This is a genomic window from Burkholderia sp. RF2-non_BP3 (assembly GCF_001522185.1).
GTDB lineage: Bacteria > Pseudomonadota > Gammaproteobacteria > Burkholderiales > Burkholderiaceae > Burkholderia > Burkholderia diffusa.
Genome location: NZ_LOSU01000024.1, coordinates 137,021 through 160,203, shown reverse-complemented (window position 1 = coordinate 160,203; position 23,183 = coordinate 137,021). Strand labels below are relative to the sequence as shown.

15 protein-coding genes, 1 tRNA gene and 2 riboswitches are annotated in these 23,183 nt (G+C 68.6%); of the genes, 10 read left to right on the top strand and 6 right to left on the bottom strand.

Features of this window, described 5'->3' with window-relative positions; genetic code table 11:
* Positions 1-21: 21 nt before the first annotated feature.
* From WS45_RS10030 to WS45_RS10015, 4 genes are all read right to left on the bottom strand, one after another.
* A complete protein-coding gene (locus WS45_RS10030) occupies positions 22-2,532 on the bottom strand; it encodes a tetratricopeptide repeat protein (protein ID WP_059699636.1) in 2,511 nt (836 codons plus the stop codon).
* A gap of 39 nt (positions 2,533-2,571) precedes the next feature.
* Entirely contained in the window at positions 2,572-4,392 is a 1,821-nt protein-coding gene (locus WS45_RS10025; protein ID WP_059699634.1) for an O-linked N-acetylglucosamine transferase, SPINDLY family protein, read from the bottom strand.
* 461 nt (positions 4,393-4,853) lie between these two features.
* Positions 4,854-5,969, bottom strand: a complete 1,116-nt coding sequence (locus tag WS45_RS33315; protein WP_257140328.1) for an acyltransferase family protein — start codon at positions 5,967-5,969, stop codon at positions 4,854-4,856.
* Between the two features lie 668 nt (positions 5,970-6,637).
* Positions 6,638-6,713, bottom strand: a tRNA-Arg gene (locus WS45_RS10015).
* 252 nt (positions 6,714-6,965) lie between these two features.
* Here WS45_RS10015 and WS45_RS10010 point away from each other — a divergent pair.
* On the top strand, positions 6,966-7,874 hold the full coding sequence (locus WS45_RS10010; RefSeq protein ID WP_059699631.1) for a c-type cytochrome: 909 nt from the start codon (positions 6,966-6,968) through the stop codon (positions 7,872-7,874).
* Positions 7,875-7,964: 90 nt separating this feature from the next.
* On the opposite strand, the gene WS45_RS10005 is transcribed toward WS45_RS10010, so the two are convergent.
* The gene (locus tag WS45_RS10005) at positions 7,965-10,052 is read right to left on the bottom strand and encodes a UvrD-helicase domain-containing protein (RefSeq protein WP_059531101.1); all 2,088 of its coding nucleotides are present in this window, start codon (positions 10,050-10,052) and stop codon (positions 7,965-7,967) included.
* Positions 10,053-10,445: 393 nt separating this feature from the next.
* On the opposite strand from WS45_RS10005, the gene WS45_RS10000 reads away from it, so the two are divergent.
* Complete coding sequence (locus WS45_RS10000) at positions 10,446-11,885, top strand: glycosyltransferase family 2 protein (RefSeq protein WP_059691523.1); 1,440 nt, start codon at positions 10,446-10,448, stop codon at positions 11,883-11,885.
* 93 nt (positions 11,886-11,978) lie between these two features.
* Positions 11,979-12,773, top strand: coding sequence for an FkbM family methyltransferase (locus WS45_RS09995; protein ID WP_059531107.1), 795 nt, complete (start codon positions 11,979-11,981; stop codon positions 12,771-12,773).
* A gap of 21 nt (positions 12,774-12,794) precedes the next feature.
* On the opposite strand, the gene WS45_RS09990 is transcribed toward WS45_RS09995, so the two are convergent.
* Complete coding sequence (locus tag WS45_RS09990) at positions 12,795-13,502, bottom strand: SGNH/GDSL hydrolase family protein (RefSeq protein WP_059699629.1); 708 nt, start codon at positions 13,500-13,502, stop codon at positions 12,795-12,797.
* 244 nt (positions 13,503-13,746) lie between these two features.
* Here WS45_RS09990 and WS45_RS09985 point away from each other — a divergent pair, with 244 nt between their 5' ends.
* The 7 genes from WS45_RS09985 (at position 13,747) to WS45_RS09955 (ending at position 23,178) form a co-directional block, all read left to right on the top strand.
* Complete coding sequence (locus WS45_RS09985; RefSeq protein WP_059699627.1) at positions 13,747-14,799, top strand: oxidoreductase; 1,053 nt, start codon at positions 13,747-13,749, stop codon at positions 14,797-14,799.
* 210 nt (positions 14,800-15,009) lie between these two features.
* Entirely contained in the window at positions 15,010-15,378 is a 369-nt protein-coding gene (locus tag WS45_RS09980) for a hypothetical protein (RefSeq protein ID WP_059531112.1), read from the top strand.
* Positions 15,379-15,501: 123 nt separating this feature from the next.
* Positions 15,502-15,606: riboswitch (glycine riboswitch) on the top strand.
* Between the two features lie 31 nt (positions 15,607-15,637).
* Positions 15,638-15,771: riboswitch (glycine riboswitch) on the top strand.
* An 84-nt stretch (positions 15,772-15,855) separates the two neighbouring features.
* A complete protein-coding gene (gene gcvT / locus WS45_RS09975; RefSeq protein ID WP_059531115.1) occupies positions 15,856-16,974 on the top strand; it encodes a glycine cleavage system aminomethyltransferase GcvT in 1,119 nt (372 codons plus the stop codon).
* Between the two features lie 127 nt (positions 16,975-17,101).
* The gene (gene gcvH / locus WS45_RS09970) at positions 17,102-17,482 is read left to right on the top strand and encodes a glycine cleavage system protein GcvH (protein WP_059452603.1); all 381 of its coding nucleotides are present in this window, start codon (positions 17,102-17,104) and stop codon (positions 17,480-17,482) included.
* Between the two features lie 61 nt (positions 17,483-17,543).
* Positions 17,544-20,471: an aminomethyl-transferring glycine dehydrogenase gene (gcvP, locus tag WS45_RS09965; RefSeq protein ID WP_059699625.1), complete on the top strand. Its 2,928-nt coding sequence runs from the start codon at positions 17,544-17,546 to the stop codon at positions 20,469-20,471.
* 151 nt (positions 20,472-20,622) lie between these two features.
* On the top strand, positions 20,623-21,759 hold the full coding sequence (locus WS45_RS09960; protein WP_059531120.1) for an alginate lyase family protein: 1,137 nt from the start codon (positions 20,623-20,625) through the stop codon (positions 21,757-21,759).
* A 30-nt stretch (positions 21,760-21,789) separates the two neighbouring features.
* Positions 21,790-23,178, top strand: a complete 1,389-nt coding sequence (locus WS45_RS09955; protein WP_059531123.1) for an L-serine ammonia-lyase — start codon at positions 21,790-21,792, stop codon at positions 23,176-23,178.
* Positions 23,179-23,183 lie beyond the last annotated feature (5 nt).

Below are 23,183 nucleotides of genomic sequence, written 5' to 3'. Positions count from 1 at the left end.
CGCGCCGCCCTGCCGGGCGGCTCAATTCCGTTCGTCGCCCGCTGCGGCCCGCTCGTCGGCGCCGGCGTTCGTCCTGTCCATCCACATCCCGTGAAACGCCTCCTCGAGATGTTTCGCGAAGCGCGGCGCGTCGCACAGCGGCGACGCGAGCAGCCGCGCGCGCAATGCCTGCCGCAGCGCCCCGAGCCGCTGCGGATCGGCCGCGGCGGCCACGGCCTTCGCGACGTAGTCGTCTTCGTCCTGTGCGATCCAGTCGCCGAGGCCGACCGTCTGCAGCACGCTCTCGCAGATGTGCGTGACGAACCGCTCGCCCTTCATCCCGAGTACCGGCACGCCCATCCACAGCGACTCGGCCGTCGTCGTGCCGCCCGGGTACGGAAACGGGCTCAGCATCATGTCGACGCGGTGATAGGCCGTCAGGTAATCGGCGCGCGGCGAGCGGCCTTCCATCACCAGCCGGCTCGCGTCTATCCCGTTGCGGGCGAACCGCTCGACCGTCCGACGCACCGCATGCGCGCCGTCGAGCTCGCCCGCCTTCAGGAACAGCCGCGCGCCCGGCACCGCGGCAAGCACCCGCGACCACACGCGCACGACCGCATCGTTCATCTTCCCGAGCTTGCCGAAATAGCCGAACGTCGTCACCCCGTTCTCGCGTTGCGGCAACGGACCGACGTCGACCGCCGGATGCGGCGGCGTGAAGCACAGATAGCTGTCGGGCAGCCGCCACGGCCGCTCGACGAAATGCGCTTCCTCGTCGGCCGGCAGCACGTGCCGGTCGCCCAGCACGTAGTCGATCGCGCGCAGCCCCGTCGACGCGAAGAAGCCGATCCACGTGACCTGCACCGGCGCGGGCTTCCATGCGAACACGCCGAGCCGGTTTTGCGCCGTGTGGCCCGACAGGTCGACGAGGACGTCGATGTCATCCGCACGAATCCGCTGCGCCGCCTGTTCGTCCGACAGGTCGAGAAGCGGATGCCACGCGTCGAAATACGGTTTCAGGCGCGCGGTCGTGTCGTCTTCCGCCGCCGACGTCGGATAGGCGATCAATTCGAGCCGGTGTCGATCGAGATGCGCCAGCACGCCTTCGAGGAAAATGCCGACCGGATGCGTCACCAGGTCGCCCGACACCCAGCCGATGCGCAGTCGTCCGCCCGACGGGCGCGAGCCGGTGTCGGCATGCGCGAGCGGCCGTGCATCGGCTTCGACGCGTTCGCCGAAATGCCGCGCGGCCCGGCGCGTCTCTTCCTGGTCGATCGACGGATGCGTGGCGAGCGCGAAGATCAGCCGGTCGTGCAGGACCGGATTCGTCACGTCGAGCTCGACCGCGCGGCGGTAATGCGCGAGTTCGCCATCCACATCGCCGAGCATGCCGAGCACGTCGCCGAGCGTCATGTGCGTGGGCGCCGCGCGGTCGTTCAATGCGAGCGCCGCGCGCGCGTGATGCAGCGCGTCGTCGGCACGGTTCTGCTTCAGCAGCACCATCGCGCAGCGATGATGCGCGTCGACGTCGTTCGCATCGAGTTCGGTCGCGGCCCGGTAGCACATGACGGACGCGTCGTACTTGCCCAGATCGTGATACATGTCGCCGAGCATGCGGTAGGCGGGACCGTGATCGGGCGCCAACTCGAGCGCACGCGTCATGCACTCGGCCGCACGCGCCGTCTGCCGCCGGCGGTACAGCACCTCCGCGAGGCCCGCGTGCGCGTCGGCGCGCAACGGCGACAGTTCCGCGGCGCGCTCGAAATGCTCGATCGCCGCGTCGGCCTGCCCTGCGTTGCGCAACGCGGTACCGAGATCGACACGCGCCTGCGCGTCGGCGGGCGCCAGTTCGACGAGATGGCGCAAGGTCGCGATCGCCTCGTCGCGGTCGCCGCGCGCAAGCAGCGCCGCGCCGAGATTGCGGTGCGCGATCGGGCTGGCCGGGGCCAGCGCGACGGCCGCGCGATAGCTGTCCACCGCCGCGTCGAATTTGCGCTGCGTCGTCAGCACGTTGCCGAGATTGTTGTACGCATCGGCGTAGCGCGGGTCATGCTCGATCGCCTTGCCGTATGCGAGCACCGCCGCATCCGCCTGCCCCAGATCCTTCAGCGCGTTGCCCAGGTTGTTGTACGCCTGCGCATAGTCCGGCCGCAGCGCGATCGCCTGCGCGCAGTGCTGCATCGACGCATCCGGCTGCCGCGCCTCGCGCAACGCGTCGCCCAGGTTGTTGTGCGCTTCCGCGTAGTCCGGCTGTCGCTGCACCGCTTCGCGGTACTGAGCGATCGCATCGTCGAGCCGGCCTCGCTCGCGCAGCGCGTTGCCCAGGTTGTTGTGATAGATCGCGCTCGGATACGCGTCGATCGAGCGGCGCATCAGCGCGATCCCTTCCTCGGGCTGCCCTGCCTGACAGGTCAGCAGCCCGAGGAAATGCAGCGCGTCCGGATGCGCGGGCTCGCGCGCGAGCAGCTGCTCGTAGCCCGCCTTCGCGTCGCCCAGCCGGCCCGCCTGGTGATGCGCCAGTGCGGCGCCGAGAATGTCCGTGGTCTGTTGCATGTCGTCGTTGCGTCGTTCGCGCGCGGTCCGGTCGATGAGTCAGTCGATCGGGCGGGCGATGTCGCCGGCCCGGTCCGCGCGACGGGCCCACATTCCGTGGAACGCGTCCTCGAGATGCCGCGCGAAGCGCGGCGCATTGCACAGCGGCGACGCGATCAACTGCATGCGCAGGCCGGTCCGCAGCAGCCGCAGTTGCGCCGGATCGGTCGCGAAGGCCGCGGCCTTCGCGACGTAGTCGTCTTCGTCGCGCGCGACCCAATCGGCCAGACCGACCGTCTGCAACAGGCTTTCGCAGATGTGCGTGACGAACCGGTCGCCCCGGATGCCGAGCACGGGCACACCCATCCACAACGCATCGGCGGTCGTCGTGCCGCCCGAATACGGGAACGGGCTCAGCATCACGTCGACGCGACGGTACGACGCCAGGTATTCGCCGCGCGGCGCATTCGGCTCGAGCAGCAGCCGCGCCGGATCGATGCCGTGCTGCGCGAACCGCTCGCGCGTGCGGCGCACCGCGTACGCGCCGGCCAGCTCGCTCGCCTTGAGCAGCAGCCGCGACCGCGGCACCGCCGCGAGCACCCGCGACCAGACGCGCACGACCGCGTCGCTCATCTTCCCGAGCTTGCCGAAATAGCCGAACGTCACCGCGCCGCCGGCCAGTTGCGGCAGCGGGCCCGGCACGATCGCATCGCGCGGCGGCGTGTAGCACAGGTAGCTGTCGGGCAGGCGCCACGGCCGCTCGACGAAATGCGCTTCCTCGTCGGCCGGCAGCACGTGGCGATCGCCCAGCACGTAATCGATCGCGTCGAGCCCGGTGGTCGCGACATAGCCGATCCACGACACCTGCACCGGCGCCGGCTTCCACGCGAACAGCGCGAGCCGGTTGAAGATCGTGTGGCCCGCCGCGTCGATCAGGATGTCGATCGCATCGTCGCGAATCCGCCGGGCCGCGGCCTCGTCGCTCAGCGCGGCGAGGCTCGTCCAGCCCGCGAACAGCGGGCGCAGCCGCTGTGTCAGGTCGTCCTCGACATCGCGGGTGGGATACGCGACGAACACCACGCGCGTGCGATCGGTCGCGCGCAGCACGCTTTCGAGGAAATAGCCGACCGGGTGATGCTTCAGGTCGCCCGATACGATGCCGACCCGCAGCGGTCTCGCGCCGTCGGCCGTCGGCCACGAGCGGTACGGCACCGCTCGCGCGGCGGCCTGCGCGCCGTAATGCCGCGCGGCATCGAAATGAACGTGCGGCGCGGCGGCCGCGCTGTAATTCAACGCGAACAGCAGGTTGTCGTGCGGCTCGAGCAGATCCGGCCGCAACGCGATCGCGGCGCGGTAGCCTTCAAGCGCGGCCTCCAGTTCGCCCGCATCGAGCATCGCGTTCGCGAGATTGTTGTAGGCCTGCGCGTGGTCGGGCCGCAGCCGGATCGCCGTGCCCAGCGCCTCCACCGCGCCTTCGCAATCCTTCAGCGTGCGCAACGCGTTGCCGAGGTTGTTGTACGCGTCCGCATCGTCCGGCTGCAGCGCGAGCGCCTGCCGGAAGCACTCGGCCGCCGCCGCGGGCCGGTTGTGCGCGGCCATCACGGTGCCCAGGTTGTAGTAATAGCGTGCCTGCGGATCGCGCCGGATCGCGTCCGCGATCGCCGCGACCGCGCCGTCGAAATCGCCTCGGCGAAACGCGACCAGCCCGTGCACGTGCAGCGCCTCGGCCCGCTCGGGCTCGCGCTGCCGCACCTGCCGGCACAGACGCTCGGCGGCGTCGAGCCGGCCCGCGTCGTAATGGTCCAGCGCGGACGCGAGCAGTGCCTCGACCGGCGTGTCCGCGCCGGACGGGTATCCGCGTTCGAGGAGGTTTTCGTTCATAGGCGGGGCTTCCGCTGGGTCCGCTGGGTCTGCGATAGGCATGGATGACGAACCGGCCGCCCGGGCGACTGCCCCGGACGATGCCCGGACGGCGCTTCCGGCGTGCGACAACCGGCGCCCCCGCCGCCATCAGGCCGGAGGGTGCAAGGTCGCATGAAAGGCAGGCGCGGACACGCCGGCGCGTCGGCGCCGACGGCAGGACACTCGCGGATATTGTCGCGACGTTCGCCGTGTTTCGAAGGGACGATCAGTCGAGCAAAACACCCGTAATTCGTCGCATCGCGAGGCGGGTGGCGTCCCGGGGGTGGTCTGGCGACGCGACTCGGCGCTCGGCGGCCGGCACGTGCGCGGACCGTGCGGTACCGGCACGATGCGTGCGAGCGCGTGGCAGGCGTGTTGCCGGCCGAGCGTTGCCGGTGTACAGACAATCCTGTTCGAGTCCCCTAGGCTGAAGCGTGCTCCTATGGGCGGGACATGCGGCCGAAGGCCCCGCCGCGCCCCTCTTCGTGTCGCCGCCAGCGCGCCGGTATGCATCGTTCCATTGCGCCGAGGATACGCAAGATGCCTCGCTTCATCGGCCTCGCAGAGGGCTTCTCCACCAGAACGTGCACCAGCAGCGCAGCCCCTATCGCTGCAGCAACAACACCCCAAAACATCACGACCCAGTCGACAGCCGAACCGACGTCATTGAACAGCATGTAGCCGACGTTCTGGTGGATCAAATACAGCGGATAGCTGACCGCACCGAACCAAACCCATCGCGAGCCGGTGAGCATCGGCGTGCGGCGCAACGCCAGCACAAGCATCACAACGAAGAACGAGGTCATCACGGCCGCGACGACCGCCGGATTCAGAGGCTTCCCGAAGTTCTCGCTGAAGTGCGGCAGGAGCTGGAATTCGTGATAAAGCGACAGAGCCCACGCGGCGCAGACGAGCGCGATGCGCGATCGCGACGAGCCGTATGCACGGATTAGAAAGCACGCGGCGCCGGCGATGAAGAAGCCTGCATAGTCCGTCACCAAGAAGCCCTTGAGCTTGATGAACGGGAACAGCTCGACGAGCACCGTACCAATCAGCCACACATACAGCCAACGCTCGGCCCGATGGATCTGGCCGATGATGAGCAAAATGCCGACCAGGCGGTAGAACCGCAATTCCGCGCCTAGCGACCAGTACGCGCCGTCGATCGGATCGGCGCCGAAGCCACCGCCGAGCGTCACCAGGTTCACCAGGTATTGCGGCCACGTCGCGGTGAATCGATCGCCGCCTATCGCGAGCGTCACGAAAAAGGTGATCGTGCAGCAGACCCAGAACGCAGGTAGCAGGCGGGATGCGCGTGACGCGATGAAGCGCTTGATGCTTCCGTCGCCCGCCGTCATCAGGATCACAAAGCCGCTGATCATAAAAAACAGGTGCACGCCCAGAAATCCATACTGCGCGACCGGCTCGAGCGCCGGATAGTGCATGGTCGTCAAGTCGTCGCCGGCGTAGCCTCGAAAGGCATAGTGAAAGAACACAACAGCGATGGCGGCAAGGAAGCGGAGCAGGTCAAGCTCGGGAATTCGGGAAAACTTCACGGTCGAATCTTGTTGGAATTGAGAACGCGTCGGCCCGACGCTCACGCAAACACCGGCCATCCCCACACACCGCTTGCGCGGTCGGCTGGCACCTGGAGGGCAGGCTCTTACGGCATGAAGCCGGTGCTGCGTGAGCGGCGATTATGGCCGAACCGCCGAAAGCAGGCGACGAGGTGTAGAGACCGCATAACCAGGGCGCATAAAAATGCACCCAAGATTCGGCTCGCCGATCGCCGCGCGGCCCGCGCTGGCCGGCCCTGTGCTGCCAGTGCATGCATAAAGACCATTCGTTCTGGTGGGCAGGTGGGGCGGGGGCACAACTGCGCGCGCCGCGTCGGAATCGTCTTCCTCCGGTGCCGATCGGGTCCCAAGAATGCGCCCCACGCGCGTGTGCTGCGCCATATAGTCCGCGTAGGGGATCACCACAAAGGCCGGCGCTCCGTCCGCCCGTTGATGATTTGGATGTTAGTACGTGCGTTCATCGCGTTTCTTTCGCGGATGATCACCTGAGTCTGACGATCCGGCGCCTCCGAGTACGAACACCACGGCTGGTAACGTTGAACGAGTGCATCACAGTCGCACGCAGGCCGCCGAGCTGCACGTCGCCGCCGGCTGACTGTAATTTCACTGAAGTGGGAGAAACCGCTGAAAAGCCTGATCAGGCTTTTTGGCGCGCCCGGCTGGGATCGAACCAGCAACCCCTGCCTTCGGAGGGCAGTACTCTATCCATTGAGCTACGGGCGCGTGTGACAGTGAAACGACCCCAATAAACCGGCCGCCCACCATTGGCAAGACGGCAAGGATACCCGGTTTCCCATGAAGCGTCCACCTTGCCCGCAGAATCCTCGTCAGGCCCCCATTCGTGCGGGTAAACACGCGCCTTCGCGCCGCTCGCCGTGATGTAAACGTTCCGTCTATAATCGTCCGTGCTTCATTGGACTGCCATTTTGCCGTTGCACCGCGCTCACAATTCCTATTCACGGAGACGAGGCAAGCATGAGCGAAGCACCCCACGAATCTCCCGTCAAAACCCCCGGGCAGCTGATTGCCGTCGTCATCGCATCATTCGCGATTCCGATCGCCCTGATCGTCCTGTTTGCCACCTATGCCAACCACGCGTTCCGCTCGGGCGCAGGCACGGACGCGCTATCGGACGAACAGGTCGCCGCGCGGATCGCGCCGCTCGCGAAGGTCGACGTGAAGGACGCCAACGCGCCCCGCACGTACAAGACCGGCGAGGAAGTCTACAAGGCCGTATGCGTGACGTGTCACGGCACGGGCGCCGCCGGCGCGCCGAAGTTCGGCAACAAGGACGACTGGGCCCCGCGCATCTCGCAAGGCTTCGACACGCTGCTCAAGACGGCGCTGTCGGGCAAGGGCGCGATGCCGCCGCGTGGCGGCACGAATCCCGACGACGTCAGCGACTATGAAATCGCGCGCGCGATCGTCTACATGGCGAACAACGACGGCGCGAACTTCCCCGAGCCGGCTGCCCCGGCCGCCAATGCGGCGCCGGCGGCGAGCGGCGCGGCGGGCGCGGCGGGTGCGGCAGGCGCGTCGGGCGCCGACGCGTCGAACGCGCAAGCCGCCGCTGCAATGGCCGCGATCGCCGCGATTCCGAAGGCCGGCGAAAAGCCCGCGGCCGCGCCGGCCAGCGCCGACGCCGCATCGGCCGGCAAGGCGCTGTATACGCAGGTCTGCCAGGCGTGTCACGCGGCCGGCGTGCTCGGCGCGCCGAAGTTCGGCAGCAAGGAGGACTGGGCGCCGCGCCTGAAGGACTCGATGGATACCGTCTACAACTACGCGCTGCACGGCAAGGGCGCGATGCCGCCGAAGGGCGGGTCGAGCGCGTCCGACGCCGACGTGAAGGCGGCCGTCGACTATATGGTCAACGCGTCGAAGTAACGCCTGCCGGCCAGCAAAAACCCCCGCGGCGCACGCGCATCGCGGGGGTTTTCTTTTGCCGGGGCGGCCGGGCCGGCCGCCTCTCGCACGTCACTTCTGCAACAGCGCCTTCAGGCTCGCGAGCCGGTCCTTCGGCGTCATCGGCGCTTCCTCCGGCGTCGGCGGCGGCGCTTCGTCGAGGCCCATCTCGGGGATGAAGCGCGACGGTTCGCACACGACCGTCTCGCGCGCCCGCTTGCGCTTCTTGCACCAGTTCAGGTGCAGGCTGCGCTGCGCGCGCGTGATCGCGACGTACATCAGCCGGCGCTCCTCCTCGATCCGCTCGTTGTCGATCGGGCCGTCGTCCTCGCTGCCGCCGCGGTGCGGCATGATGCCTTCCTCGACGCCGACCAGGAACACGTGCGGATACTCGAGCCCCTTCGACGCATGGACGGTCGACAGCCGCACCGCGTCCGGATCCTCGTCCTTGCCTTCGAGCATCGACATCAGCGCGACGGTCTGGATCAGGCCGAGCAGGTTCTTGCCGGTATCGGCGAGCCCGTCGGCGTTGTGGAAGCCGTCGGCCTCGCCGTCGACGGCCTCCGTCTCGGGCTTGGTGCCCTTGCGCTTCAGCCATTCGAGGAATTCGAGCACGTTCTGCCACTTCGACTGCGCCTGCCGCTCGTCGAACGCGTCGTACAGATAGGCCTCGTAGTGAATGGCCTCCATCATGTCGTCGAGCACGACGGTCGCGGGTTCCTTGTCCGCGCGGTCGGTCAGGCGCTGGATGAAGTCGCAGAACATCCGCAGCGGCTCGACCTGGCGCGCGGACAGCCGCGCCTCGATCCCGCCCATGTACACGGCCTCGAACAGCGACACCTTCGCCTGCCCCGCGAACGAGCCCAAGGCTTCCAGCGTCGTGTTGCCGATTCCGCGGCGCGGCGTCGTGACCGCGCGGATGAACGCGGGATCGTCGTCGGCGTTCGCGATCAGGCGCAGGTACGCGCACAGGTCCTTGATCTCGGCCTTGTCGAAGAACGACTGGCCGCCCGACAGCACGTACGGAATCCGCTCGCGCCGCAGCACCTGCTCGAAGATCCGCGCCTGGAAGTTGCCGCGATACAGGATCGCGTAGTCGCGGAACTGCGTGCGCCGCTCGAACTTGTGCGCGGACAGCCGGAACACGACCGATTCGGCTTCGTGTTCCTCGTCGTTGCACGGCGTGACGGTGATCGAGTCGCCCATCCCGTGCTCGGACCACAGCTTCTTCTCGAACAGCTTCGGGTTGTTCGCGATCACGTTGTTCGCGGCGGTCAGGATCCGCACCGTCGACCGGTAGTTCTGCTCGAGCTTGATCACGTGCAGCTTCGGGAAATCCTTGCCGAGCTGCGCGAGGTTCTCGAGCGTCGCGCCACGCCAGCCGTAGATCGCCTGGTCGTCGTCGCCCACCGCCGTAAACGCGGCGCGCGGGCCGGCGAGCAGCTTCAGCAGCTCGTACTGGCACGCGTTGGTGTCCTGGTATTCGTCGATCAGCAGGTAGCGCAGCTTGTTCTGCCAGCGGTCGCGCACCTGCTCGTTCTTCGCGAACAGCTCGGCCGGCAGGCGGATCAGGTCGTCGAAGTCGACCGCCTGGTATGCGTGCAGCGTCGCGACGTAGTTGCGGTAGACCAGCGCGGCCTGGTGCTCGTCCTCGTTGGCCGCGATCGTCATCGCCTCGTCGGGCATGATCAGGCCGTTCTTCCACAGCGAGATCGTGCTCTGGATCTTGCGGATCAGGCCCTTGTCGGTGGTGCCGATCTGCTCCTGGATCATCCCGAAGCAGTCGTCCGAATCCATGATCGAGAACTGCGGCTTCAGGCCGACGTGCTCGGCCTCCTGACGCAGGATCTGCACGCCGAGCGAGTGGAACGTGCACACGGTGAGCTGGTTGACGGGCACCTTGCGGCCTTCCTTGCCGGGCGTGGTGAGCGTCTTGCCCTCCAACAGCTTCGACACGCGCTCGCGCATCTCGGCCGCGGCCTTGTTCGTGAACGTGACGGCCGCGATGTGGCGCGGCTCGAAACCTTTCGCTTCGATCAGGTGCGCGATCTTCTGCGTGATCACGCGGGTCTTGCCGCTGCCCGCGCCGGCGAGCACGAGGCAGGGACCGTCGAGGTAGCGCACCGCTTCGTTCTGAGCGGGGTTGAGGCCTGCGGACATGATGACGGATGATGTTGCGGTTGACGGCGGAACGCCGGGAGGATGCCGCGCGCGGCAGGCCTGGATTGCAGGCGGACACGCGGGGCAGGACGCGCATGTTAACACGTCGGCGGCGGCCGGCGACTGACGATGCCGCCGGGCGGCGACGCGCAACACCGGCGGGCTTCGCGCCCCTTTTTCCGCGTCCTTTTCCCGCGTCCTTTTCCCGCATCCTTTCCCCACGCGCTTTCCGTGCGCTGCCCGCGCCGGCGGACGCACGCCGAACATCCGAACAGGCAGCAAATCTCCCCTCTGTTTGATCCATCGTCGCGCGGCCCCCGGCGGCAACATACGCGAAACGTCGGCGAGTACGCGCCGCCGCCCCTTCATTCGCCGTCATCGACTTCCGCCGCCATGAATGACACCGTCATTGCCGCTCCCGTCTCCGAGGCCGAGCTGGCCCGCGCCGCCGCGCTTCACGCCGCCGGCTCGCTTCAGGACGCGGAGCAGGCCTACCGCCAGATCCTGCAAGCGCATCCCGAACACGCCGATTCGCACCTCCGCCTCGCGACGGTGCTCGAACAGCTCGACCGGCGCGACGCCGCGCTGCGGCACTTCCGGGCCGCGGTGGCGACCGAGCCGTCGCAGCGGCGCTACTGGATCGCGTGCATCGACGCGCTGACGCGCGACAACCAGATGGATGCGGCGCGCGCGCTGGTCGCGCAGGCCCGCACGCACGGCATCGACGCGCTGTCGCTCGAACTCGCGGCGGCCGATGCGCCGTCGGCCTCCGCCGACGAGCTGGCGGCCGTGCTCTCCGAATTCATGAACACGCTCGCCGCGCTGCTCGACAAGCGGCAATTCGCGCAGGCCGAAGGCATCGCGACCCAACTGACCGAGTGGATGCCCGACGTCGGGCTCGGCTGGCGGGCGCTGGCCGTCACGCTGGTTCAGCAGGAGCGTCACGCGGAGGCGCTCGCGCCGATGCGCAAGGCCGCCGCGCTGATGCCCGACGACGCCGACACCCGGCAGGACCTCGCCGACCTCGAGGCGCACGTGATGCAATCCGCGCCGGCGCCGCAGCCCGTCGCGCTGCCGCTGGTGCCGAACGCGACGCTCTGCACGACGCTGCCGGGCAGCCGTCAGTTCCGGCATTTCGCGGGCGGCCTGGTCGCCACGGTGCCGGTGCTGATCCCGACCTTCAACAATCCGACCTATACGCGCCGGATGGTGGCCCAGCTGAAGGCGCGCGGCCTGCGCAACATCGTGATCGTCGACAACGCGTCGAGCGCGCCGGACATGCTCGCGTTCCTGGAAAGCGTGCAGGACGACGTGACCGTCGTGCGCCTGGATCGCAACGCGGGCCCGCGCGACCTGTTCCTGTCGGACGCGAACTACGCGCGCCTGCCGGACCTCTTCTGCGTCACCGATCCGGACCTCGAACTGAACGACGCGCTGCCGCCCGAATTCCTGTTCGAACTGATCGACGCGACCGAAGCGTTCCAGACCGGCAAGGCCGGCTTCGCGCTCGACATCTCGCAACCCGAGCTGATGAAGGAAACGACGCTCTTCTGCGGCGACCGCCAATACACGACGCTCGAATGGGAGGCGAACTTCTGGCGCCACCAGATCGGCAGCACGGCGGGCGGCGACCCGATCTACAACGCGCCGATCGATACGACGTTCGCCGTCTACAACAAGCGCTACTTCCGCCGCGACTCGCATCTGTGCGGCGTCCGGTTCGCGGGCCGCTACACCTGCAAGCACGTGCCCTGGTACAAGGAGACCGGCCTGACGGACGCGGAGGAGCAGTACTACCGCGAACACCAGAAGTGGTCGAACTACCTGGCCTGACACACGGCGGCGGCGAGCATCGGCGCATCGGCGCATCGCCGCGCCATGCACGCACGCCGCCCTCTTCGCCCGACAACCCTGACACCTCGCGCCATGCTACCCAGAGTCAACCTCGTCAAGACCGACAACGCCGATTACCTGCTGTTCGCGACCCGGGACGCGATTTCGGCGAACCTCTATTACAACGGCTCCTGGGACGCATCGCTGCTGACCATCAGCCAGATGTTCTACGCGAACGAGGAGGCGCCGCTGGTCCTCGACATCGGCGCGAACCTCGGCGCCTACGCGGTGCCGATCGCCAAGAGCATCGCCGCGCAGGGCGGCATGGTCTACGCGTTCGAGCCGCAGCGCATCGTCTATTACCAGCTGTGCGGCAACGTGTTCCTGAACCGGCTCGAGAACGTGCACGCGTTCAACGTCGCGATCGGCAACCAGGACGGCATCATCCCGCTGCCCGCGATCGACTATTCGCGCTCGATCAACATCGGCGGCTTCTCCCTCGACGAGCAGTTCAACCTGCGCCGCAACTCGGTCGAGACCGTCGCGAGCCAGCAGCCGAGCGACGTGCCGATCGCCCGGCTCGACACCCTGAACTTCCCGAAGTCGCCGTCGCTGATCAAGATCGACGTCGAAGGCCTCGAACTCGACGTGCTGAAAGGCGGCACGGCCTTCCTCGAACGGCACGGCTTTCCGCCGCTGCTGCTCGAGGCCTGGAACCTCGAATGGTTCTCCGAAAAGCGCGCCGCGCTGCTCGACTACCTGAAGACGCTCGGCTACACGTGGTTCGCGATGGGCGACGAGCTCGTCGCGCAGCATCCGTCGTTCGCGCGGCAGGTCAGCTTCGAGACGGGCGCCGACGGCGTGATCCGGATGAACCGCACGCGCTGACGGTTCAAACCCGGCGCACCGTCACGCGCGCAGGCGCTGCCTGAGCGCGTCGGCGGCCTGCGCGGCCCACGCGGCGCACGCAGCCGCGCCGGGATGAAAGCCGTCCGCCGCCATCAGGTGCGGCTCGAGCGGCAGCGCGACACGCAGGAACGTACAGCGCGATTGCGTCGCGGCCCACTCGGCGAGCGTCGCGTTGAGCCGCTTCGCGCGCAGGCCGAGATACCACGCGAGGGGCTGCGGCAGCGCCGGAAAGCGCTCGATCGGCGGCACCGCCGACAGGATCACGTGCGCGACCCCGAATCGCGCGGCGAGCAGCTCGACGAGCGCCGCCTGCGCGGCGCGCCAGCGCGCCGGCGACACGCCGCCCGTCACGTCGTTCACGCCGAGCGACGTCACCGCCACATCGAACGGCTGCGCCGGCTCGGCGGCAAGCCAGTCGACGAGCTCCTCGGCGGTCAGCCCCGTGCGCGCCAGCAATTTCCAGCTTACGCGGTGCGATGCCGCAAGCGCGCGGGCAAGCTGCCCCGACAGCGCGTCGCGCTGCGACGCGACACCGACGCCCGCGGCGGCCGAATCGCCCAGCACCAGCACGCGCAGCGGCGGCCCGTCGCCGGCCGTGCCGTCGCGCGGACCGGCCGCCTCGGCGAGCCGCGGCGTGACGCGGCGCACGCGCCGCCCCTGCATCAGCAGCAACGGGCCCAGGGCGGCGGTGGCAAGCGGATATCCCATGGTTTCGATCCGGTAACGGGGCAAGCAGGCGACGCGGGACGCGCCGGAACGGCCCCATTGTGTCGGATTCGCGCGCCGGCGGGCGCGATCCCGCCATTCGGCCGAGGTCATTCGTGCGCATGCGCACCGGCTCCCTGTCCGTTCGGCCAACGCCCGCTCGCGCGCGTGCCGCCGTGCCACAATAGCCGTCCGCGCGGCCGGTGGCCGCAGCGCTTTGCCCCCTCGTACGCAGCCAAGGATTGCCATGTCGTCATTGCTCAGGATTGGTTTGATGGGTTTCGGTTTCGCCGGCGCGACGTTCCACGCGCCCGTGATCTCCACGAGCGGCCGCACTGAGATCGCCGCGATCGCGACGGGCCAGCCCGACCGCGCGCGCACCGCATACCCGGGCGCACGCATCGTCCCCGATCTCGACACGCTGCTCGGCCTCGACGACATCGACTGCGTGGTGATCGCCACGCCGAACGACACGCACTTCACGCTCGCCCGCCAGGTGCTCGAAGCCGGCCGCCACGTCGTCGTCGACAAGCCCGTCACGCTCACGGCCGACGAAGCGCTCGCGCTCGCGCGGCTCGCGAACGCGCGCAGCCGCCTGTTCGCGCCGTTCCACAACCGCCGCTGGGACGGCGACTTCCTCACCGTGCGGCGCATCGTCGAATCCCGCGAACTCGGGCGGCTCACGTATTTCGCGTCGCACTTCGACCGCTTCCGGCCGACCCCGCGCACGCGCTGGCGCGAGGAGCCCGCACGCGGCGGCGGCCTGCTGCTCGACCTCGGCCCGCACCTGATCGACCAGGCGCTCGCGCTGTTCGGGCTGCCGGAAACGGTCAGCGCCACGGTCAAGACGCGCCGCGACAACGGCACGGCGCCCGATTTCGTGCACCTGCTGCTCGGCTATCCGGACAAGGACGTCGCACTGCACGCGAGCGCGCTGTCGGCGATCGAGCCCGCGCGCTTCACGCTGCACGGCACGCGCGGCAGCTACCAGAAGTTCGGGCTCGACACGCAGGAAGACCAGTTGAAGGCCGGCCTGACGCCGGACCACGTCGAGTTCGGCGGCGGCAACCCGCCCGGCGTGCTGCGCGTGCTCGATGGCGAAGTCGAGGTCGAGCGGCCGGTGCCGACGCTCGACGGCCAGTACGCGGAGTTCTACCGCGCGCTCGCCGCGTCGGTCCACGACGGCGCGCCGTTCCCGGTCACGCCGCAGGACGCCGTCGACGTGATGACGATCATCGAGCTCGCCGCGCAAAGCGAGCATGAAGGCCGCCGGGTACCGTTCGTGCGCCGCACCGTCTGACGGCAGCCGGCCGGGTCGGTGCCGTCCCGGCCTCGGCCATCGCGTCGCGCCGCGCCGCCCCCGGCAGCGGCAGCGGCCACGCGTCAGCCGCAGCGACAACACGGTCCCGAACATTCCGTTACAAATGGTGCGGGAACGAAAGTCAGCGGTCGCCCGGTCTGATGCGTTTCTCAAAAAGTCGATCCGACACCAAACCGTCAGGAGAATGTGATGCAACGGTTGATTCGCGCAGCGGCATGCTGCGTCCTGGTTTCCTCGCTCGCGGCCTGTGTCGTGCAGCCGCAGCGGCCGGCCCGACAGGCGCCCCCGCCCCCGCCGCGGCCGAATCCGCAGGTCGTCGCGAACGATCGCCTGCTGGAGGTCCAGGGCCGGATCGACAACCTGCACCGCCGGATCGACGCGCGCGTCAACGGCGGCTACTACCCGCCGCCGTACGGCGCGCAGTTGCACCACCGGCTCGACGTGATCCGCCAGGAAGCGAGCGACATGTCGACCCAGCACAACGGCGGCCTGTCCGGCGACGAGCAGCGCGTGCTGAACCAGGAACTCGACACGGCCGCGCGCGCGATCGGCGAGTAAAACCGGCCATGCCGGCGTCCGCCGGTGCCGGCAAAAGCGGCGGCGTCCCTCACGCCGCCGCTTGTCGCGAAGCGACATTATTTTGCCCAAATTGACAATGCCGACCCGCTCGCGTACAGTCGCCCGCACGCGTCGGGAGAGCGTGTGACCGCGTAGCTTCGCAACGCCGGTCGCGCCGCCGAAGGGGCACACCCGCAAACTCTCAGGCAAAAGGACCGACCGCGTCGGGGATCCCGTCCGCGCTTCGCGCGGGCCGCACTCCCCGCACTCTGGAGAGCGGCAGTAGCCCGCTGCGCGATTGCAGCGCGGGCAGGCTGCCCACCGAAGGGGCGCGCGTTCGCCGGCTCGTGGCCGCGGCGCAATCTCTCAGGTATCGAGGACAGAGGGGCATGTATCGCATCGCTCGCAGGCACACGGCCGCGACGGTCGGCACATGGCCGTTCTGACCCGCGCGCAAGCGCCTTGCCTGAGGCCTCGATGACTGCACTGAATCAAACCCCGCTCAACGCCGCGCACCGCGCGCTCAATGCCCGCATGGTCGACTTCGGCGGCTGGGACATGCCCGTCAACTACGGCTCGCAGATCGAAGAACACGAAGCCGTGCGCACCGACGCCGGCATGTTCGACGTGTCGCACATGTGCGTCGTCGATTTCACCGGCAGCCGCGTGCGCGCGTTCTTCGAACACGCGATCGCCAACAACGTCGGCAAGCTCAAGACCCCCGGCAAGGCGCTCTACTCGTGCCTGCTCAATCCGCAGGGCGGCGTCGTCGACGACCTGATCGTCTATTACTTCACCGAAGACTTCTTCCGCGTCGTCGTCAACGCCGGCACGGCCGAGAAGGACATCGCGTGGTTCAACCAGCTCAACGAACAAGGCGGCTACGGCCTGACCATCGCGCCGCGCCGCGATTTCGCGATCGTCGCCGTTCAGGGCCCGAACGCCCGTGAAAAGGTCTGGACGACGGTGCCCGCCGCGCGTGCCGCGACCAGCGAACTGAAGCCGTTCAACGCCGCGCAGGTCGCCGGCACGCCGTTCGGCGATCTCACCATCGCGCGCACCGGCTACACCGGCGAAGACGGCTTCGAAGTGATCGTCCCGGCCGTGCACGTCGAAGCGCTGTGGGCCGCGCTGCAGCAAAACGGCGTGCGCCCCTGCGGGCTCGGCGCGCGCGACACGCTGCGCCTCGAGGCCGGCATGAACCTCTACGGCCAGGACATGGACGACACCGTGTCCCCGCTCGACGCAGGCCTCGCGTGGACGGTCGACCTGTCGGCGCCGCGCGAGTTCGTCGGCCGCGCCGCGCTCGAGCGCGACGGCTCGCGCGCCGCGTTCGTCGGCCTGATCCTGCAGAAGGAAAACGGCAAGGCGGGCGGCGTGCTGCGCGCGCACCAGAAGGTCGTCACGCCGCACGGCGAAGGCGAGATCACGAGCGGTACGTTCTCGCCGTCGATGCAGGAATCGATCGCGTTCGCGCGCGTGCCGGCGGCCGTCCAGGTCGGCGACATCATCCATGTGCAGATTCGAGACAAGCAACTTCCCGCGCGCGTGGTAAAACTGCCGTTCGTGCGCAACGGCAAGGTCCTCGCTGCGTAACGACCGAGAGGCGACCGGGAGGCCGCCTCCCGGGAAGCCGGGAAATGGCGCCCGGCGCAACCACACCCCGGCGCGTCCCGGCGGCGCGCCAGCATAACGAACACACCCTTTTATCCAGGAGCATCCGATGAGCAACGTCCCGGCCGATCTGAAGTACACCGACGAACACGAGTGGATCCGCACCGAAGCCGACGGCACGCTGACGGTCGGCATCACCGATCACGCGCAAAGCACGCTCGGCGACATCGTCTTCCTCGAACTGCCGCAAGTCGGCAAGTCGGTGAACGCGGGCGACGCCGTCGGCGTCGTCGAATCGGTGAAGGCGGCATCCGACATCTACTCGCCGGTGTCCGGCGAAGTCGTCGCCATCAACGAAGAAGCCGCCGACTCGCCGGAAGAAGTGAACGGCGACGCATACGGCACGTGGCTCTTCAAGATCAAGCTCGCGGCCGGCGCCTCGACCGACAAGCTGATCGACGCCGACGCCTACAGCAAGCTGATCGACTAATTTTCCCTACCCGAACCGCGCGCGGCCGGCCAGCCGGCCCGCGCGGGACCAGAGTCACGCCATGAAGCTCGAACACCCGGACCGCCTGATGAACCGCACGCCCCTCTCGCTCGCCGCGCTCGAAACGCACGACGCGTTCGCAGAACGCCACATCGGCCCCGATGCCGCCAGCCAGCAGGCCATGCTCGACACGCTCGGCTTCGCGTCGCGCGCCGCCCTGATCGACGCCGTGATCCCGGCCTCGATCCGCCGCGCCGAAACGCTGCCGCTCGGCCCGTTCGCGCAACCGAAGAGCGAGGCCGAAGCCCTCGCCGCGCTGCGCGCCCTCGCGGACAAGAACCAGGTGTTCCGCTCGTATATCGGTCAGGGTTACCACGACACGCACACGCCGGCCGTAATCCTGCGCAACGTGCTCGAAAACCCGGCGTGGTACACGGCCTACACGCCGTACCAGCCCGAAATTTCCCAGGGTCGCCTCGAGGCGCTCCTGAACTTCCAGCAGATGGTCGCCGACCTCACGGGCCTCGCGATCTCGAACGCGTCGCTGCTCGATGAAGCAACGGCCGCGGCCGAAGCGATGACGCTGCTGCAGCGCACCGGCAAGCCGGCGTCGAACGTGTTCTACGTCGCCGACGACGTGCTGCCGCAAACCCTCGAAGTAATCCGCACGCGCGCGCTGCCGATCGGCATCGAGGTCAAGACGGGCCCGGCGGCCGACGCCGCGCAGGCCAACGCGTTCGGCGTGCTGCTCCAGTATCCGGGCGTGAACGGCGACGTGCGCGACTATCGCGCGCTCACCGACGCGATCCATGCGGCGGGCGGCCATGTCGTCGTCGCGGCCGACCTCCTCGCGCTGACCGTGCTGACGCCGCCCGGCGAATGGGGCGCGGACGTCGCGGTCGGCAACACGCAGCGCTTCGGCGTGCCGATGGGCTTCGGCGGCCCGCACGCCGCCTACATGGCCGTGCGTGACGAATTCAAGCGCCAGATGCCGGGCCGCCTCGTCGGCGTGACCGTCGACGCGCAGGGCAAGCCCGCGCTGCGTCTCGCGCTGCAGACCCGCGAACAGCACATCCGCCGCGAGAAGGCGACGTCGAACGTGTGTACCGCGCAGGCGCTGCTCGCGATCATGGCGAGCATGTACGCGGTCTACCACGGCCCGCACGGCCTGAAGACGATCGCGCTGCGCGTGAACCGCATCGCGGCGCTGTTCGCCGCCGGCGTGAAGCAGCTCGGCTTCGCGACCGTCAACGACACGTTCTTCGACACGCTGACGATCGACACCGGCGCGCGCACCGCGCAGGTCCATGAATTCGCGAAGGCCAAGCGCATCAACCTGCGCCGCGTGAGCGACACGCAAGTCGGCGTGTCGGTCGACGAAACGACGACCCGCGACGACCTCGCCGATCTCCTCGCCGTGTTCGCGCAGGCCGCGGGCGGCACCGCGCCGGGCGTCGACGCGCTGGACGCGGGCCTCGCCGGCGTCGCCGCGCTGCCGGCCGGCCTCGAACGCACGAGCGCCTACCTGACGCACCACGTGTTCAACCGCCACCATTCCGAAACCGAAATGCTGCGCTACCTGCGCAGCCTGTCGGACAAGGATCTCGCGCTCGACCGCTCGATGATTCCGCTCGGCTCGTGCACGATGAAGCTGAACGCGACGTCGGAAATGCTGCCGGTCACGTGGCCCGAATTCGGCCGGATCCACCCGTTCGCGCCGGCCGAGCAGACCGTCGGCTACCGCGAGATGATCGACCAGCTCGAGCAGATGCTCGTCGCGGCCACCGGCTACGCGGCCGTGTCGCTGCAGCCGAACGCCGGCTCGCAGGGCGAATACGCGGGCCTGCTGATCATCCACGCGTATCACGCGTCGCGCGGCGAAGCGCATCGCGACGTGTGCCTGATCCCGGCATCCGCGCACGGCACGAACCCGGCGTCCGCGCACATGGCCGGCATGAAGGTCGTGGTCGTCGCCTGCGACGCGCAGGGCAACGTCGACATCGCCGACCTGAAGGCGAAGGCCGAGCAGCACGCGAACGACCTCGCGGCGATCATGATCACGTATCCGTCGACGCACGGCGTGTTCGAGCAGAACGTCCGCGAAATCTGCGAGATCGTGCACGCGCACGGCGGCCAGGTGTATGTCGACGGCGCGAACATGAACGCGATGGTCGGCCTGACCGCGCCGGGCCAGTTCGGCGGCGACGTGTCGCACCTGAACCTGCACAAGACCTTCTGCATCCCGCACGGCGGCGGCGGCCCGGGCGTCGGCCCGGTCGCGGTCGGCGCGCACCTCGCGAAGTTCCTGCCGAACCAGCGTTCGACCGGCTACGCGCGCGCGGAAGACGGCATCGGCGCGGTGTCGGCCGCACCGTACGGCTCGGCGTCGATCCTGCCGATCTCGTGGATGTACATCGCGATGATGGGCGCGAAGAACCTGACCGCCGCCACCGAAACCGCGATCCTCAACGCGAACTACATCGCGAAGCGCCTCGCGCCGCACTACCCGGTGCTGTATTCGGGCCCGGGCGGGCTGGTCGCGCACGAGTGCATTCTCGACCTGCGTCCGCTCAAGGAAACCAGCGGCATCAGCGTCGACGACGTCGCGAAGCGCCTGATGGACTACGGCTTCCACGCGCCGACGATGAGCTTCCCGGTGCCGGGCACGCTGATGGTCGAGCCGACCGAATCGGAATCGCAGGAAGAACTCGACCGCTTCATCGCCGCGATGATCGCGATCCGCGATGAGATCCGTGCGGTCGAGGAAGGCCGCGCCGATCGCGAGGACAACCCGCTGCGTCACGCGCCGCACACGGCAGCCGTCGTCACCGCGAACGAATGGCCGCACGCGTACTCGCGCGAGCAGGCCGCGTACCCGGTCGCATCGCTCGGCACGAACAAGTATTGGCCGCCCGTCGGCCGTGCGGACAACGCCTACGGCGACCGCAACCTGTTCTGCTCGTGCGTGCCGATGTCGGAATACGCATAACGCCCGCGCGCACCGGAGTCCGGCCGTGACGACACCGCACGCAACCGCCGGTTGCGTGCGGTTTTTGCGTTCTCCGTCGGCCCGATCGATTCACGCTCGCCCCCCAATCCGGCTAACATCACACGCGATCCAGCCAATCAAGGAGTTCCGCATGGTGCGTCCGATGTTTCCGGGCCATGGTGCAACGCAGGAGCGGCCGCGCACGCGCCGCTTCGTGCCGCTGCTCGTCGCGTCGCTGTCGTTTGCCGCCGCCGGCCTCGGCACGGCGGGCAGCGCGCGCGCGGCGATGAATTTCTGCGCGGCGCCCGCGTTGCAGGCGAGCGAGACGACGCAGGCCGAGCCGGGCGTGCAGGCGCTGATCCGCAGCGTCGACGCGCGTATCGGCGAGCAGCCGAAGGCGTTGCCGCGCGTGCACACCGAAGGCACGCTGCCGCACGAAGGCATCTACGACCAGAGCGCCGACGCGCTCAAGGACATGGAGCTGATGCGCGACGCCGCGCTCGCGTGGCGCGTGACCAATGCGCCGCGTTACCTGCAGCTCGTCGACCGCTTCCTGTCCGCGTGGGTGTCGACCTACCAGCCGAGCTTCAACCCGATCGACGAGACGCGCTTCGACAGCCTGATCGTCGCGTACGACATGACGGCGAGCGCGCTGCCGGTCAAGACGCGCAACGCGACGGCGGCGTTCATCGCGAAGCTGGGCGCCGGTTATGTCGCGCAGATCGACGCGCAGAAGCGCCCGCTCGCCGGCACCTGGCGCAACAACTGGCAAAGCCACCGGATCAAGCTGATTGCGCTGTCCGCGTTCACGCTCGGCGACCGCAAGATGATGAACGCCGCGCAGCGACTGTTCGTCGAGCATCTCGCCGACAACATCGGCCCGGACGGCAAGACCTGGGATTTCGAGGAACGCGACGCGCTGCACTACGCGGTGTACGACCTCCAGCCGCTGGTGACGGCCGCGCTGGCCGCGCGCCGCTTCAACCGCAACTGGCTGCGCGAGCGCGGCGCGAACGGCGCGACGCTCGCGGCCGCGCTCGACTGGCTCGTGCCGTACGCGCTCGGCGAAAAGACGCACGAGGAATTCGTGAATTCGCCGGTGCCGTTCGACGCGAAGCGCCGCGAAGCCGGCTTGCCGGGCTACACGGGGCAGTGGGACCCGAAAAACGCCACTGAACTCTTTCATCTGGCCGCGCGGCTCGACGGACGTTATGCCCGCGTCGCGCGGCAGCTTTCCCCCAATCCGCCCGCATGGCTCGCCGCGTGCCTGCCGTTGCAGGCGCGTTAGCACTATTCTCAAAGCAAGGCAGGAATCCAAATGGCAGTCAGCGTGTTTGACCTCTTCAAGATCGGCATCGGCCCGTCCAGTTCGCATACGGTCGGACCGATGCGCGCGGCGCTGATGTTCGTCCAGGGCCTCGAGCGCGACGGGCTGCTCGACGCGACGGCCAACGTGAAGGTCGAGCTGTACGGCTCGCTCGGCGCCACCGGCAAGGGCCACGGCACCGATCGCGGCGTGATGCTCGGCCTGCTCGGCGACGCGCCCGACACCGTCGATCCCGACACGATCGACGCGCGTCTGGAGGACGTCCGCAAGTCGAAGAAGCTCGCGCTGCTCGGCACGCACCCGGTGCCGTTCGTGCTGAAGGAGAACATCGCGTTCTACCGCCAGGCGCTGCCCGAGCACCCGAACGGCATGAAGCTGCGCGCGTCCGACGCGAACGGCGCGGTGCTGGTCGAACGCACTTACCTGTCGGTCGGCGGCGGCTTCGTCGTGACGGCCGGCGCGCCGAACACGAAGGTGCTGAGCGCGGCCGAGCAGATGACGCATCCGTTCCGCACCGGCGCCGAGCTGCTCGCGCTGGCCGAGTCGACCGGCAAGTCGATCGCGCAGCTGATGTGGGAAAACGAGCGCGCGTGGCACACCGAGGAAGAGACGCGCGACGGGCTGCTGAAGATCTGGGCCGTGATGCAGTCGTGCGTGTCGCGCGGCTGCGGGATCGGCAACCCGGAAGCCGACGGCAACCTGCCCGGCCCGTTCCAGGTCAAGCGCCGCGCGCCGCAGCTGTACCGCACGCTGACGGGCAGCCCGGAGCGTGCGCTGCAGGATCCGCTGTCGATGATCGACTGGATCAACCTGTACGCGATCGCGGTCAACGAGGAAAACGCCGCCGGCGGCCGCGTCGTCACCGCGCCGACCAACGGCGCGGCCGGCATCATCCCCGCCGTGCTGCATTACTACACGCGCTTCACGCCGGGCGCGAACGAGCAGGGCGTGATCGACTTCCTGCTGACGGCCGCCGCGATCGGCATTCTGTACAAGCTCAACGCGTCGATCTCCGGTGCGGAAGTCGGCTGCCAGGGCGAAGTGGGCGTCGCGTGCTCGATGGCGGCCGGCGCGCTCGCGGCCGTGCTCGGCGGCACGCCGCAGCAGGTCGAGAACGCGGCCGAGATCGGGATGGAGCACAACCTCGGCCTCACCTGCGACCCCGTCGGCGGGATGGTGCAGATCCCGTGCATCGAGCGCAACGCGATGGCATCGGTGAAGGCCGTCAACGCGGCGCGCATGGCGCTGCGCGGCGACGGCTCGCATTACGTGTCGCTCGACTCGGTGATCAAGACGATGCGCGAAACGGGCGCCGACATGAAGACGAAGTACAAGGAAACGTCGCGCGGCGGGCTGGCGGTGAATATCGTCGAATGCTGATGCGG

Coding starts and splice junctions, on each gene's coding strand:
- WS45_RS10025 (WP_059699634.1), bottom strand. CDS start 4,392: ATGAACGAAAACCTCCTCGAACGCGGATACCCGTCCGGCGCGGACACG.
- WS45_RS10030 (WP_059699636.1), bottom strand. CDS start 2,532: ATGCAACAGACCACGGACATTCTCGGCGCCGCACTGGCGCATCACCAG.
- WS45_RS09985 (WP_059699627.1), top strand. CDS start 13,747: ATGTCGTCATTGCTCAGGATTGGTTTGATGGGTTTCGGTTTCGCCGGC.
- WS45_RS09960 (WP_059531120.1), top strand. CDS start 20,623: ATGGTGCGTCCGATGTTTCCGGGCCATGGTGCAACGCAGGAGCGGCCG.
- WS45_RS09990 (WP_059699629.1), bottom strand. CDS start 13,502: ATGGGATATCCGCTTGCCACCGCCGCCCTGGGCCCGTTGCTGCTGATG.
- gcvT (WP_059531115.1), top strand. CDS start 15,856: ATGACTGCACTGAATCAAACCCCGCTCAACGCCGCGCACCGCGCGCTC.
- gcvH (WP_059452603.1), top strand. CDS start 17,102: ATGAGCAACGTCCCGGCCGATCTGAAGTACACCGACGAACACGAGTGG.
- WS45_RS10005 (WP_059531101.1), bottom strand. CDS start 10,052: ATGTCCGCAGGCCTCAACCCCGCTCAGAACGAAGCGGTGCGCTACCTC.
- WS45_RS10010 (WP_059699631.1), top strand. CDS start 6,966: ATGAGCGAAGCACCCCACGAATCTCCCGTCAAAACCCCCGGGCAGCTG.
- WS45_RS09980 (WP_059531112.1), top strand. CDS start 15,010: ATGCAACGGTTGATTCGCGCAGCGGCATGCTGCGTCCTGGTTTCCTCG.
- WS45_RS09955 (WP_059531123.1), top strand. CDS start 21,790: ATGGCAGTCAGCGTGTTTGACCTCTTCAAGATCGGCATCGGCCCGTCC.
- WS45_RS10000 (WP_059691523.1), top strand. CDS start 10,446: ATGAATGACACCGTCATTGCCGCTCCCGTCTCCGAGGCCGAGCTGGCC.
- gcvP (WP_059699625.1), top strand. CDS start 17,544: ATGAAGCTCGAACACCCGGACCGCCTGATGAACCGCACGCCCCTCTCG.
- WS45_RS09995 (WP_059531107.1), top strand. CDS start 11,979: ATGCTACCCAGAGTCAACCTCGTCAAGACCGACAACGCCGATTACCTG.